Origin of the sequence: Pseudoxanthomonas mexicana (assembly GCF_014397415.1) — a bacterium.
Taxonomy (GTDB): Bacteria; Pseudomonadota; Gammaproteobacteria; order Xanthomonadales; family Xanthomonadaceae; genus Pseudoxanthomonas_A; species Pseudoxanthomonas_A mexicana.
Map to the genome: position 1 here is coordinate 390,333 of NZ_CP060731.1, position 12,913 is coordinate 403,245.

The window sequence follows — 12,913 nt, forward strand, 5'->3', positions numbered from 1 at the left end:
TACGTCACTTCGGCTTTTTCTGCGGCCGCTGCCAACCCTCGACCGTCATCTGGCGCGCGCGCGCGACCGTCAGCTTGTCGGCCGGCGCGTTCTTCGAGATCACCGAACCGGCGCCGATCGTCGCGCCATCGGCCAGCGTCACCGGCGCGACCAGCGACGAGTTCGAGCCGACGAACACGCGGTCGCCGATCGTCGTGGTGGACTTGTTCACGCCGTCGTAGTTGCAGGTGATGGTGCCGGCGCCGATGTTGGTGCCCGTGCCGATGACGGCATCGCCCAGATACGTCAGGTGGTTCGCCTTGCTGCCCGTGCCGATGCGCGCGTTCTTCGTCTCGACGAAGTTGCCCACATGCACGCCATCGGCGAGCACGGTGCCCGGGCGCAGCCGCGCATAGGGGCCGATCAGCGCCGCGCCCTCGCTGGCAACGCCCTCCAGATCGCAGTGCGCGCGCACCTGCGTGCCGGCGGCGAGGGTCACGTCCTTCAGGCGCGTGAACGGGCCGATGACCACGCCATCGCCCAGTTCCACCCTGCCTTCCAGCACCACGTCGACGTCGATCTGCACGTCGCGGCCCACGGTCACCGTGCCGCGCTGGTCGAAGCGCGCCGGATCGACCAGGCGTGCGCCCTGCACGCACAGCGCACGCGCGGCGCGTAGCTGATAGGCGCGCTCGAGCTGCGAGAGCTGCCACGGATCGTTGGCGCCCTCGGCCTCGATGGGCTCGCCGACCAGCACCATTTCCGCCGGGGTGAATTCCTCCGCCGCCATCGCGAAGACGTCGGTCAGGTAGTACTCACCCTGCGCATTCGCGTTGGACAGGCGGGCCAGCCAGCCCTTCAGCGCGCTGCCATCGGCGGCGATGATGCCCGTGTTGATGGTGCGGATGCGGCGCTGCTCCTCGTCGGCGTCCTTGTGCTCGACGATGGCGGCCACGCGGCCGGCCTCATCGCGCACGATGCGTCCGTAACCGGAGGGATCGGCGGGTTCCGCGACCAGCACCGCCAAGCGGCCCGGCGCGTCCAGCAGGCGTTGCAGCGTCTCGCTGCGGGTCAGGGGAACATCGCCGTACAGCACCAGCACGCGTGCGCCGTCCGGTACGTCCGGCATCGCCTGCATGACGGCATGGCCCGTGCCCAGCTGCTGCGCCTGGTGCGCCCAGTGCAGATCCGCCTGGTCGGAGAAGGCCGCCTGCACCTGGTCGCCGCCGTGGCCGTAGACCACGTGCACGCCCGCGGGCGACAGCGCGCGCGCCGCTTCGATCACGTGCGCCAGCATCGGCCGCCCGGCGATGGGCTGCAGCACCTTGGGCAGCGCGGACTTCATGCGCTTGCCTTCACCGGCGGCGAGGATGACGACGTGGAGTGGTTTCATGTGACGTGTCCTTGTGGCTGTGCGGCGTCGCGATGTCGTCGCATGGTAACAATTCCCCCTTCAACGCAGATCGTGCCCGCGAGGTGCCATCGGCCCTCACCCCGGCAGGTACCATGCACGCATGAACCCTTCCTCTCCACGCCAGCTGCTGTTCCGCCAAGGCGGCAGCTTCATCGCCGTCGGCCTGGCACAGTTGCTGTTGGACTGGCTGGTCTTCGTCGGATTGACCGCGCTCGGTGTGCCGGCAGCGCCCGGCAACCTGGCCGGGCGCATCAGTGGCGCGCTGCTCGGTTTCTGGTTGAACGGACGCGTGACCTTCGCGCGCGATGGCACCGCACGCCTGGGCTGGTGGCGGTTCGCCAAGTTCCTGCTGGTGCGGGTGCCGCTGACGGTGGTGAGCACGCTCGCGGTGACCTGGGTAGCCACGTCGCTGGGCCTGGCGCACGCCTGGTTGGCCAAGCCGCTGGTGGAAGGCGTGCTGGCCGTCGTGGCCTTCTTCCTCTGGCGGCACGTGGTCTATCGCTGACCGCATCGCGCGCGCTGCGCACGCGACGGACATGAAAACGCCGGCGCGAGGCCGGCGTTTCCGATGCAGCGTCCGCGCGGAAACTTCAGTGCTTGAGGTTCTTGCGCAGGCGCTCCAAGGCGCTGAGCTGGGCGATGCTCATGGCCAGCTGGGCCTGGGCTTCTTCCACGCTCATCTTCGGATCCTTGTGCGCCAGCACGCGCTCGGCTTCTTCCTTCGCCTTGCGCACCTGCGCCTCGTCGATGTCCGACGCGCGCACGGCGGTGTCCGCCAGTACGGTGACGACCTGCGGCTGCACTTCGAGGATGCCGCCGGAGATGGCGAAGTCCAGCTGCTCGCCACTGGCCAGCGTCACCACCACCTTGCCCGGCTTCAGGCGGGTGATCAGCGGCGCATGCTTCGGCGCGATGCCCAGCTCGCCCAGTTCGCCGGTGGCGACGACCAGGGTGGCTTCACCATGGAAGATCTCCTGCTCGGCGCTGACGATGTCGCAACGGATGGTGCTCATGGAACTCTCTTTGCCGTGTAGGGCGGGCCTTGGCCCGCCGCCGGTTGCCGCGAAGGTGGGCCTGGGCCCACCCTACGTGCTTACGCCTTCTCGGCGAGCTTCTTGGCCTTCTCGACCGCTTCTTCGATGCCGCCGACCATGTAGAACGCCTGCTCCGGCAGGTGGTCGTACTCGCCGTCGACGATCGCCTTGAAGCCGCGGATCGTGTCCTTCAGCGAGACGTACTTGCCCGGCGAGCCGGTGAACACTTCGGCCACGTGGAACGGCTGGCTGAAGAAGCGCTCGATCTTGCGCGCGCGCGACACGGCCTGCTTGTCCTCTTCGGACAGTTCGTCCATGCCGAGGATGGCGATGATGTCCTTCAGTTCCTTGTACTTCTGCAGGGTGGCCTGCACGCGGCGCGCGGTGTCGTAGTGCTCGTGGCCGATGACGTTCGGGTCCAGCTGGCGGCTGGTCGAGTCCAGCGGGTCCACGGCGGGGTAGATACCCAGCGACGCGATGTTGCGGCTCAGCACGACGGTGGCGTCCAGGTGGGCGAACGTGGTGGCCGGCGACGGGTCGGTCAGGTCGTCCGCGGGCACGTACACGGCCTGGATCGAGGTGATCGAACCGGTCTTGGTGGAGGTGATGCGCTCCTGCAGCACGCCCATTTCCTCGGCCAACGTCGGCTGGTAGCCCACGGCCGACGGCATGCGGCCCAGCAGCGCCGACACTTCGGTACCGGCCAGCGTGTAGCGGTAGATGTTGTCGACGAACAGCAGCACGTCCTTGCCCTTGCCGGACGCGTCCTTCTCGTCGCGGAAGTACTCGGCCATGGTCAGCCCGGTCAGCGCGACGCGCAGGCGGTTGCCCGGCGGCTCGTTCATCTGGCCGTACACCATCGCCACCTTGTCGAGGACGTTGGAGTCCTTCATCTCGTGGTAGAAGTCGTTGCCCTCGCGGGTACGCTCGCCCACGCCGGCGAACACGGACAGACCCGAGTGCGCCTTGGCGATGTTGTTGATCAGTTCCATCATGTTGACGGTCTTGCCCACGCCGGCGCCGCCGAACAGGCCGACCTTGCCGCCCTTGGCGAACGGGCACATCAGGTCGATGACCTTGATGCCGGTCTCCAGCAGGTCGTTGGCCGAGGACTGGTCTTCGTACGACGGGGCCGCACGGTGGATTTCCCAATGGTCGGAGGCCTGCACCGGACCGGCTTCGTCGATCGGGTTGCCAAGCACGTCCATGATGCGGCCCAGCGTGCCCGCACCGACCGGCACCGAGATGGCCTTGTCGGTGTTCACGGCCACCAGGTTGCGCTTCAGGCCGTCGGTGGAACCGAGGGCGATGGTGCGCACGACGCCGTCGCCGAGCTGCTGCTGCACTTCCAGCGTGATGTCGGTGTTCTGCACCTTCAGCGCGTCGTACACCTTCGGCACTTCGTGGCGCGGGAATTCGACGTCAACCACCGCACCGATGATCTGAACGATCTTGCCCTGACTCATTGCTGCATTCCTCTAGATGAATTCTTGTGACTACGCGCGTCAGACTGCCGCCGCGCCGCCGACGATTTCGGAAATTTCCTGGGTGATCGCCGCCTGGCGGGCCTTGTTGTAGACCAGCTGCAGGGTACCGATGAGCTTGTTGGCGTTGTCGCTGGCGGCCTTCATGGCCACCATGCGCGCCGCATGCTCGGACGCGATGTTCTCCAGCACGGCCTGGTACACCAGCGACTCGATATAGCGCGTGATCACGTGGTCGAGCACGGTCGCGGCATCGGGTTCGTAGATGTAGTCCCAGTCGTGGCGGGCGACCTGCGTTTCAGCGGCGGGAAGCGGCAGCAGCTGGTCGAACGCGGCGCGCTGGGTCATGGTGTTGACGAAGTCGTTGTAGACGACGAACACGCGATCCAGCTTGGCCTCGGTGTAGGCGTCCAGCATCACCTTGATCACGCCGATCAGCTGGTCCAGCTTGGGCGTGTCGCCCAGGTGGGACACGCTGGCCAGCATGTTGACCTTGACCCGGCGGAAGTACACCGAAGCCTTCTGGCCGATGGTGACCACATCGACTTCGACGCCCTTCTCGTTCCACTGGCGGATCTCGCCCAGCATCTTGCGGAACAGGTTGTTGTTCAGGCCGCCGGCCAGGCCGCGGTCGGACGACACGATGATGAAGCCGACGCGCTTCACGTCCTTGCGCTCCACCATGAAGGGATGCTGGTAATCGGTGTTGGCCTGGGCCAGGTGGCCGATCACCTGCTTCATCGCGCGCGCGTACGGGCGCGAGGTCTTCATGCGGTCCTGCGCCTTGCGGATCTTGGAGGCCGAGACCATCTCGAGCGCGCGCGTCACCTTGCGGGTGTTCTGCACGCTCTTGATCTTGGTTTTGATTTCGCGTCCGCCTGCCATGCTCTGCTCGCTTGATTCGTCTTCGTAGGGCGGGCCTGGCCCGCCGCCTTCACGAATGGTGGGCCGGGGCCCACCCTACGCTTACCAGGTACCGGTCTGCTTGAACTCGGCGATGCCCTTCTTGAAGGCGCCTTCGATCTCGTCGTTCCAGTTGCCGGTGCTGTTGATCGTGTCGACCAGCGCGCCCTGGGTGTTGGTGAAGTGCGCGTGCAGCGCTTCTTCGAACGCCAGGATCTTGCCGACCGGCACGTCGTCCAGATAACCCTCGTTGACGGCGTAGATGGACAGCGCCTGCAGGGCGATGGACATCGGCGCGTACTGCTTCTGCTTCATCAGCTCGGTGACGCGCTGGCCGCGCTCCAGCTGCTTGCGGGTGGCTTCGTCCAGGTCCGAGGCGAACTGTGCGAACGCGGCCAGCTCACGGTACTGGGCGAGCGAGATGCGGATGCCGCCCGACAGCTTCTTGATGATCTTGGTCTGGGCGGCGCCACCGACGCGCGACACCGAGATACCGGCGTTCACGGCCGGGCGGATGCCGGCGTTGAACAGGTCGGTTTCCAGGAAGATCTGGCCGTCGGTGATCGAGATCACGTTGGTCGGCACGAACGCGGACACGTCGCCGGCCTGCGTTTCGATGATCGGGAGCGCGGTCAGCGAACCGGTCTTGCCGGTGACCTTGCCTTCGGTGAACTTCTCCACGTACTCCTCGGACACGCGGGCGGCGCGCTCGAGCAGGCGGGAGTGCAGGTAGAACACGTCGCCCGGGTAGGCTTCGCGGCCCGGCGGACGCTTCAGCAGCAGCGAGATCTGGCGGTAGGCCACGGCCTGCTTGGACAGGTCGTCGTACACGATCAGGGCGTCCTGGCCGCGGTCCATGAAGTACTCGCCCATGGTGCAGCCGGAGTAGGCGCTGATGTACTGCATCGCGGCCGACTCGGAGGCGGTGGCGGCGACGACCACGGTGTGGGCCAGCGCGCCGTTCTCTTCCAGCTTGCGCACGATGTTGGCCACGGTCGAAGCCTTCTGGCCGATCGCGACGTACACGCACTTGATGCCGGTGCCCTTCTGGTTGATCACGGCGTCGATGGCCATCGCGGTCTTGCCGGTCTGGCGGTCGCCGATGATCAGCTCGCGCTGGCCGCGGCCGATCGGGATCATCGCGTCGACCGACTTGTAACCGGTCTGCACCGGCTGGTCGACCGACTTGCGCCAGATCACGCCCGGGGCCACGCGCTCCACCGGCGCGGTCAGCGAGGTGCCCAGCGGGCCCTTGCCGTCGATCGGCTCGCCCAGCGCGTTCACGACGCGGCCGAGCATCTCCGGACCGACCGGCACTTCCAGGATGCGGCCGGTGGTCTTGGCCACGTCGCCTTCGCGCAGGTGCTCGTAGTCGCCCAGGACCACGGCGCCGACCGAGTCGCGCTCCAGGTTCAGCGCCAGCGCGTAGGTGTTGTTCGGCAGCTCGATCATTTCGCCCTGCATGACGTCGGCCAGGCCGAAGATGCGCACGATGCCGTCGGACACGCTGGTGACCGTGCCTTCATTGCGCGACTCCGCGGCCAGCTTGACCTTCTCGATACGGGTCTTGATCAGGTCGCTGATTTCAGAGGGGTTGAGCGTGGTAGCCATGGGTAAGTCCTGTGTGCCGGCTCGCGCGCGGCGGTTCAATGGGAATTCAGTGCGTCAGCGCCGACTGCAGGCGCGCCAGCTTGCCTTTCAGCGAGCCGTCGATCACCACGCTGCCGGCGTCGATCACGGCGCCGCCGATCAGCGAGGCGTCGATGGCCGTTTCGACCTCGACCTCGCGGCCGAAGCGCTTCTTCAATGCCGCCTTGATCACGTCCAGCTCACCGTCCGGCATCGCCGTGGCGGAGGTGACCCTCGCCTTGACGACGTGCTCGGCTTCGGCGCGCAGCTCCTCGAACAGGCCGGCGATTTCCGGCAGCTGCGGCAGGCGGCGCGCATCGGCGAGGATGCCGAGGAAGCGGGTGAACGCCTCGCTGGCGCCTTCCGGCGACAGCAGCGACACCGCATCGGCGGGCAGCAGCTGCGGATTGGGCAGCAGCGCGGCCACGCGCGGGTCCGCCGCGGCGTGCGCGGCGAAACCCAGCGCCTGCGACCAGGCGGCGAAGTTGCCTTCGTCGCGCGCCGTCGCGAAGGCGGCGCGGGCGTAGGGGCGGGCGACGGTCAGGGCCTGGCTCATCGATCAGCTCGTCCGGATCAGATTTCGGCGGCGAGTTCGTCGAGCAGCGCCTTGTGGGCGTTGGCGTCGATCTCGCGCTTGAGCAGCTTCTCGGCACCGCTGACGGCCAGCGCGGACACCTGCTTGCGCAGGTCCTCGCGGGCACGCGTGGCGGCGGCCTCGATCTCGGCCTGCGCCAGTTCCTTCTGGCGGTTGGCTTCGGCGATCGCCTCGTTCTTGGCCGCGTCGACGATCTGGTTGGCGCGCGCGTGGGCCTGGTCGATGATCTCGTTGGCCTTGACGCGGGCTTCCTTCAACGCTTCGTTGACCTTTTCCTGCGCCTGCGCCAGGTCCTTCTGGCTGCGATCGGCCGCGGCCAGGCCTTCGGCGATCTTCTGCTGGCGTTCTTCGATGGCAGCCAGCAGCGGCGGCCAGATTTTGGTCGCAATGATCCAGATCAGGCCGGCGAAGGCCAGCGCCTGGGCGAACAGAGTGAGATTGATATTCATCGTAAACCTGCCGGTGATGAAGGGCCCGCGCACATCGCGCCGGCCCAGCTACGCCTGGTGACTGACCGCGGGCCGAGGCCCGTGGTCAGGCGTGCACGCGACGGATCAGCCCGCCAGCTTGGCCAGCTGCTCGGTGAAGATCGTGATGAACGGGCTGGCGAAGGCGAACAGCAGGCCGACGGCGACCGAGATGATGAACGCGGCGTCGATCAGGCCGGCGGTGATGAACATGCGCACCTGCAGGACCGGGATCAGTTCCGGCTGGCGGGCAGCCGATTCCAGGAACTTGCCGGCCATGATGGCCAGACCCAGACCGGCGCCCAGCGCGGCCAGGCCGATCATGATGCCGATGGCGAGGGCGGTCGAAGCCTGGACCTGGGCGAGGTTGGTGAGGATGCTTTCCATGGTGATCTCCGGAACTAAGTGCTTGAAAGGTGGATGGTACGAAGGGAACGGTGAAGCGGAAACTCAGTGGCTGTCTTCCGACAGGCTCAGGTAGACGATCGACAGCATCATGAAGATGAACGCCTGCAGCGGGATGACCAGCAGGTGGAACAGCATCCAGCCCAGGCCGAACGTCGCACCGCCGAGCATGCCGAGGATGCCGGCGCCGCCCAGCACCCAGATCAGCAGGAAGACGATCTCGCCGCCGAACATGTTGCCGAACAGTCGCATCGCCAGGGAGATGGGCTTGCTGACCCATTCGACGATGTTGAGGATCAGGTTGAACGGCATCATCCACTTGCCGAACGGCGCCGTCAGGAACTCGTGGGTGAAGCCGCCCAGGCCCTTGGAGCGCAGCGCGAAGACGATCATCAGGAAGAACACGCTGATCGACATGCCCAGGGTGGCGTTGACGTCGGCGGTGGGCACCGGCTTCCAGTAATGCACGCCCATCAGTTCGAGCGGCTTGGCGATGAAGTCTGCCGGGATCATCTTCAGCAGGTTCATCATCAGGATCCAGAAGAAGATGGTGATCGCGATGGGCGTCACCAGCTTGCTGGTCCCGTGGTAGGTGTCGCGGGCCTGCTTGTCGACGAATTCCAGCATGATCTCGACGAAGGCCTGCCACTTGCCCGGCACGCCGGCCGTGGCCTTGCGGGTGGCCAGCCAGAACGCGAACACGATCAGCAGCCCCATCAGCACGGCCGTCACGAAGGTGTCGACATTGATCGTCCAGAAGGGACCCTCTCCGCCGACCTGGGCCGTGAGGTTCTTCAGGTGGTGCTGGATGTAGTTGGTGGGAGTAAGCGCCTCGCCCGCCATGTGTCGGAAACCTTTCGTCTAGATTGGGTTTATCGCTGCTTGCCAACCGCAACCAGCATCTGTGCCACCAGTCCGGCGACCACGCCTGCCAGGAGGGGCAGCGGGGGCAGCCTGTACAGCCCCGCGCCGATCACCAGCACGCCGATCACCACGACCCACTTCACCACCATCCCGCCGACCAGCCTGAGGACCGCCGAGACGGCCCCCAACACGCCGCCGCCGAAGGCCAGCCAGGCCGCCAACAGCGCACCGGCCACGATCGCCAGCCCCCCGACGGCCGCCGCCACTGCCTGGGGCACGCCCCGGAGCAGGAACAACAGCGCGACCAGCAGCACCGCTGCCGTCTGCCAGACGGCGGCGCGCAACACCAGCCGCCGGCCCGCAGCGACGGAATTCAGCACACGAAAGCCCTACGGAATTGGCGGGTACAAGGCAGTAAAGCGCCTCGCCGAGCCGCAAAAGTATAGCAGCGGGACAATTTCAGGGACAACCGCCAAAGGTCGAAGTGCAGGTATCCGCTCCCGGCCCGCCGGCAAGCCTTGTGCGGCCTGCATGTAACCGTTTCCCCTATTCAGAATTTTCTTCCCGGTTTTCCGGAACTTTGGAAAATCGGGCCTGTCAGTCCCTGTAGGCCTGCTGCTCAACTTCCTCGTCCGATGCTCCGTTGCAGGCCTCTCCGAAGCCCCGGCTGCCCCCGGGGCTTCGCCTTTTCTGCGCCCCCGGGCCGACGCCAGCATGGTTCAGCCACTTCACCCGTTGTCGACCCGTCTGCCGCCACGGTAACGGCTCCCCCCTGTTTCGCATGGAGCCATGATGACCCCCGCCTTCCCCCGCCGCCGCGCCACCCTCTTCTGCTGCCTGTCGCTGGCGCTCGTCGCCTCCACCGCGCACGCCGCCGACACCGACGACCGCTTCACGCTGCGCCTGGGCGCCATGAATGTGGATGCGCAGGGCGAACTGCGCGGCAGCACGGTCTTCGAGGGCAGCGACCTGGCGTTCTCCGAGGATTTCGACTTCGGCAGCAAGGAGTGGGTGCCGCGGGTGGACGGGGTGTTCCGCATGGGCGAGCGCCAGCGGCTGATCTTCGATTACTTCCAGTACGACAAGTCGCAGCGCGCCACGCTGAGCGAAGACCTGTCCTACGACGACGTGACCCTCCCCGCCGGCAGCTTCGCCAAGGGCCAGGTCGAGTTTCAGCTGGCCAGCCTGATGTACGACTTTGCGGTGGTCGAAACCGAGCGCTCGAGCATCGGCCTGCAACTCGGGGCCGAGTGGGCCAAGCTCAAGGGCAGCGTGTACGCCGAGGCCGGCGAGGACAGCTACCGGGACAGCCGCAGCGAGACCGGTTACGCGCCGGTGGTCGGCGTGCGCTTCACCACCCGCCCGTCGGACAAGTGGCTGCTGAACCTGCAGGGCCAGTACCTGGATGCGGGATGGGGCGATTTCGGCGACTACGACGGCAGCATCACCCGCGCCAACGCCCTGGTGGAATACCGCTTCACCGAGAAGTTCGGCGCGTTCGTGGGCTACGACTGGTTCAAACTGGATGTCGAACAGGCCGGCAGCGACGGCCTGCTGGGCCTGGACCAGCGCTTCAAGGGGCCGGTGGCGGGCGTGACGCTGGCATTCTGAGCCGTCAATAGAGAACAGCTATCGATTCGAACGGATCGTTTCATTGGACGGGGCGCGCGCCCACCCCATAATGAGATCAATTCTCATCTGGAGGCCTCGTCGTGAACAAGACCCTGAGCTTCGCGATCCTGCACTTCTCGGTGGCCTTCACCCTGGGCTACCTGTTCACCGGCAGCCTGCTGGTGGGCGGCATGCTGGCGCTGATCGAACCGGCGACCAACACCGTGGTGTTCCACTTCCACGAAAAGGTGTGGAAGCGGATCGAGGCCAGGCGTGCGGCGCGCGCGACCGCGTTGCCTGCCTGAGCCACGGCCGCGCAAGCAAAAGAAAGGCCACGCATCCGCGTGGCCTTTCGGTTTCGGCCCGTCTGACGGTGGGTTACTTCTTCTTCGGGATGTACAGGTCGGTGATGGTGCCCTCGTACACCTCGGCCGCCATCGCCACCGTTTCGCCGAGCGTCGGGTGCGGGTGGATGGTCGCGCCGATGTCGCCGGCCTCCGCGCCCATCTCGATGGCCAGCGCCAGTTCGCTGATCAGGTCGCCGGCATGCACGCCCGCGATGCCTGCACCGATGATGCGGTGGGTGTGCTCGTCGAAGATGAGCTTGGTGAAGCCCTCGCCGCGACCGATGCCGACGGCGCGCGCCGACGCCACCCACGGGAACTTGCCCACGCCGATCTTCAGGCCCTTGGCCTTGGCTTCGGTCTCGGTCACGCCGACCCAGGCGATCTCCGGATCGGTGTAGGCGACGGACGGGATCACCCGCGCCACCCACTCCTTCTTCTCGCCGGCGGCCACTTCCGCCGCCAGCTTGCCCTCGTGCGTGGCCTTGTGCGCCAGCATCGGCTGGCCCACCAGGTCGCCGATGGCGAAGATGTGCGGCACGTTGGTGCGCATCTGCGCATCGACCGGGATGAAGCCACGGTCGGTGACCGTCACGCCGGCCTTGTCGGCATCCAGCTTGCCGCCGTTGGGCGAACGGCCCACCGCGACCAGCACGCGGTCGAACATGCCCGATTCCAGCTCCGGCTTCTGGCCTTCGGCGGCGCTCTCGAAGTGCACGGTGATGCCCTTCTTCGACGCCTCGACCTTGGCGGCCTTGGTTTTCAGGTGGACGATGACGCCCTGCTTCTTCAGACGGTCGGCCAGCGGCTTCACCAGGTCCTTGTCGGCACCCGGCATCAGCTGGTCCATGAACTCGACCACGGTGACCTCCGCGCCCAGCGCGCGGTACACGGTGGCCATCTCCAGGCCGATGATGCCGCCGCCGACGACGAGCAGCTTCTTGGGCACCTCGGCCAGCTGCAGCGCGTCGGTGGAATCCATCACGCGCGGATCGTCCCACGGGAAGTTCGGCAGCTTCACCGCCTGCGAACCGGCCGCGATGATGCACTGCTCGAAGCGCAGCAGCTGCGTCTTGCCGTCGCTGCCGAGGATTTCCAGCTCGTTCGGCGAGACGAACTTCGCCACGCCCTGCACCGTGCGCACCTTGCGCTGCTTGGCCATGCCGGCCAGGCCCTTGGTGAACTGGCCGACCACCTTGTCCTGCTTGAAGCCGCGCAGCTTGTCCAGGTCGATCTTCGGCTTGCCGAAGCTGATGCCGATGTCGTCGGAATGCGCCGCTTCATCGATCAGGGCCGCCGCGTGCAGCAGCGCCTTCGACGGGATGCAGCCCACGTTGAGGCAGACGCCGCCCAGGGTGTCGTAGCGTTCGACCAGCACGGTATCCAGGCCGAGGTCGGCGGCGCGGAACGCCGCCGTGTAGCCGCCGGGACCGGAGCCGATCACGACGATGCGGCATTCGATATCGGCCGGCTTGCCGGTGCCCAGTGCGGGCTTCGGCGCCGATGTGGCGGGCGCAGCAGGCGCGGCGGGCGAGGGCGTGACCGGTGCGGGCTTGGCGGGAGCGACCGCAGCGCCCTCGCCTTCGATGATCGCCACCAGGCTGCCCTCGGCGAGTTCGTCGCCGAGCTTGACCTTGATCTCCTTGATCACGCCGGCGGCGGGCGACGGGACTTCCATCGTCGCCTTGTCCGATTCCAGCGTGACCAGGCCCTGGTCCTTCTTCACCGTATCGCCGACCGCGACCAGGATCTCGATGACCGGCACGCCATCGTAGTCGCCGATGTCGGGGACCTTGGCTTCGATCAGGCCACCGCCGCCGACAGCGGCCGGCGCCGCGGCGACAGGTGCGGGTGCAGCGGCGGGCGTCGGCGCAGGTGCGGCGGGAGCAGCAGGCGCGGCCGGTGCCGGCGCGGACATTGCAGCACCTTCGGTTTCCAGCACAGCCACCACACTGCCTTCGGACAGCGTGTCGCCCAGCTTGACCTTGAGTTCCTTCACCACGCCGGCGGCCGAGGACGGCACTTCCAGCGTGGCCTTGTCCGATTCCAGCGTGACCAGGCCCTGGTCCTTCTTCACCGTGTCGCCGACGGCGACCAGGATTTCGATGACCGGCACATCGCTGTAATCGCCGATGTCGGGGACTTTGACTTCGATCGTGTTCGCCATACCACTCTTCTCTTTCG

14 protein-coding genes are annotated in these 12,913 nt (G+C 66.7%); 3 read left to right on the forward strand and 11 right to left on the reverse strand.

The window, feature by feature from the left end; genetic code table 11:
* Positions 1-4: 4 nt before the first annotated feature.
* Positions 5-1,372, reverse strand: coding sequence for a bifunctional UDP-N-acetylglucosamine diphosphorylase/glucosamine-1-phosphate N-acetyltransferase GlmU (gene glmU, locus IAE60_RS01885; protein WP_187573648.1), 1,368 nt, complete (start codon positions 1,370-1,372; stop codon positions 5-7).
* 121 nt (positions 1,373-1,493) lie between these two features.
* Between glmU and IAE60_RS01890 the strand changes: the two genes are divergently transcribed.
* Positions 1,494-1,898, forward strand: a complete 405-nt coding sequence (locus IAE60_RS01890) for a GtrA family protein (RefSeq protein WP_187573649.1) — start codon at positions 1,494-1,496, stop codon at positions 1,896-1,898.
* 85 nt (positions 1,899-1,983) lie between these two features.
* Here the strand turns inward: IAE60_RS01890 and IAE60_RS01895 are convergent, their stop codons facing one another.
* The 9 genes from IAE60_RS01895 to IAE60_RS01935 form a co-directional block, all read right to left on the reverse strand.
* Positions 1,984-2,406, reverse strand: a complete 423-nt coding sequence (locus IAE60_RS01895; protein WP_187573650.1) for a F0F1 ATP synthase subunit epsilon — start codon at positions 2,404-2,406, stop codon at positions 1,984-1,986.
* 80 nt (positions 2,407-2,486) lie between these two features.
* A complete protein-coding gene (gene atpD, locus IAE60_RS01900) occupies positions 2,487-3,893 on the reverse strand; it encodes a F0F1 ATP synthase subunit beta (RefSeq protein ID WP_187573651.1) in 1,407 nt (468 codons plus the stop codon).
* A gap of 39 nt (positions 3,894-3,932) precedes the next feature.
* Entirely contained in the window at positions 3,933-4,796 is an 864-nt protein-coding gene (atpG, locus tag IAE60_RS01905) for a F0F1 ATP synthase subunit gamma (RefSeq protein WP_187573652.1), read from the reverse strand.
* A gap of 81 nt (positions 4,797-4,877) precedes the next feature.
* Positions 4,878-6,425 (reverse strand): F0F1 ATP synthase subunit alpha, encoded by a 1,548-nt coding sequence (gene atpA, locus IAE60_RS01910; protein ID WP_162108280.1) that lies wholly within the window; start codon positions 6,423-6,425, stop codon positions 4,878-4,880.
* A 46-nt stretch (positions 6,426-6,471) separates the two neighbouring features.
* Complete coding sequence (locus tag IAE60_RS01915; RefSeq protein WP_187573653.1) at positions 6,472-6,999, reverse strand: F0F1 ATP synthase subunit delta; 528 nt, start codon at positions 6,997-6,999, stop codon at positions 6,472-6,474.
* A 17-nt stretch (positions 7,000-7,016) separates the two neighbouring features.
* Positions 7,017-7,487, reverse strand: a complete 471-nt coding sequence (locus tag IAE60_RS01920; RefSeq protein ID WP_185894407.1) for a F0F1 ATP synthase subunit B — start codon at positions 7,485-7,487, stop codon at positions 7,017-7,019.
* A 105-nt stretch (positions 7,488-7,592) separates the two neighbouring features.
* Complete coding sequence (atpE, locus tag IAE60_RS01925; protein ID WP_055939490.1) at positions 7,593-7,892, reverse strand: F0F1 ATP synthase subunit C; 300 nt, start codon at positions 7,890-7,892, stop codon at positions 7,593-7,595.
* A 63-nt stretch (positions 7,893-7,955) separates the two neighbouring features.
* On the reverse strand, positions 7,956-8,753 hold the full coding sequence (gene atpB / locus IAE60_RS01930) for a F0F1 ATP synthase subunit A (protein ID WP_187573654.1): 798 nt from the start codon (positions 8,751-8,753) through the stop codon (positions 7,956-7,958).
* Between the two features lie 29 nt (positions 8,754-8,782).
* Entirely contained in the window at positions 8,783-9,154 is a 372-nt protein-coding gene (locus tag IAE60_RS01935; RefSeq protein ID WP_187573655.1) for a hypothetical protein, read from the reverse strand.
* A 412-nt stretch (positions 9,155-9,566) separates the two neighbouring features.
* Here IAE60_RS01935 and IAE60_RS01940 point away from each other — a divergent pair, with 412 nt between their 5' ends.
* Positions 9,567-10,385, forward strand: coding sequence for a hypothetical protein (locus IAE60_RS01940; protein ID WP_187574631.1), 819 nt, complete (start codon positions 9,567-9,569; stop codon positions 10,383-10,385).
* Positions 10,386-10,486: 101 nt separating this feature from the next.
* Positions 10,487-10,690 carry a DUF2061 domain-containing protein gene (locus tag IAE60_RS01945; RefSeq protein ID WP_187573656.1) on the forward strand — a complete coding sequence of 68 codons (204 nt, stop codon included), beginning with the start codon at positions 10,487-10,489 and terminating at the stop codon, positions 10,688-10,690.
* 73 nt (positions 10,691-10,763) lie between these two features.
* Here IAE60_RS01945 and lpdA read toward each other — a convergent pair whose 3' ends face one another.
* A complete protein-coding gene (gene lpdA, locus IAE60_RS01950) occupies positions 10,764-12,896 on the reverse strand; it encodes a dihydrolipoyl dehydrogenase (protein ID WP_187573657.1) in 2,133 nt (710 codons plus the stop codon).
* Positions 12,897-12,913 lie beyond the last annotated feature (17 nt).

Excerpts from the sequence above, each read along its gene's own strand:
- glmU (WP_187573648.1), bottom strand. The coding sequence starts at position 1,372 with ATGAAACCACTCCACGTCGTCATCCTCGCCGCCGGTGAAGGCAAGCGC.
- IAE60_RS01890 (WP_187573649.1), top strand. The coding sequence starts at position 1,494 with ATGAACCCTTCCTCTCCACGCCAGCTGCTGTTCCGCCAAGGCGGCAGC.
- IAE60_RS01895 (WP_187573650.1), bottom strand. The coding sequence starts at position 2,406 with ATGAGCACCATCCGTTGCGACATCGTCAGCGCCGAGCAGGAGATCTTC.
- atpD (WP_187573651.1), bottom strand. The coding sequence starts at position 3,893 with ATGAGTCAGGGCAAGATCGTTCAGATCATCGGTGCGGTGGTTGACGTC.
- atpG (WP_187573652.1), bottom strand. The coding sequence starts at position 4,796 with ATGGCAGGCGGACGCGAAATCAAAACCAAGATCAAGAGCGTGCAGAAC.
- atpA (WP_162108280.1), bottom strand. The coding sequence starts at position 6,425 with ATGGCTACCACGCTCAACCCCTCTGAAATCAGCGACCTGATCAAGACC.
- IAE60_RS01915 (WP_187573653.1), bottom strand. The coding sequence starts at position 6,999 with ATGAGCCAGGCCCTGACCGTCGCCCGCCCCTACGCCCGCGCCGCCTTC.
- IAE60_RS01920 (WP_185894407.1), bottom strand. The coding sequence starts at position 7,487 with ATGAATATCAATCTCACTCTGTTCGCCCAGGCGCTGGCCTTCGCCGGC.
- atpE (WP_055939490.1), bottom strand. The coding sequence starts at position 7,892 with ATGGAAAGCATCCTCACCAACCTCGCCCAGGTCCAGGCTTCGACCGCC.
- atpB (WP_187573654.1), bottom strand. The coding sequence starts at position 8,753 with ATGGCGGGCGAGGCGCTTACTCCCACCAACTACATCCAGCACCACCTG.
- IAE60_RS01940 (WP_187574631.1), top strand. The coding sequence starts at position 9,567 with ATGACCCCCGCCTTCCCCCGCCGCCGCGCCACCCTCTTCTGCTGCCTG.
- lpdA (WP_187573657.1), bottom strand. The coding sequence starts at position 12,896 with ATGGCGAACACGATCGAAGTCAAAGTCCCCGACATCGGCGATTACAGC.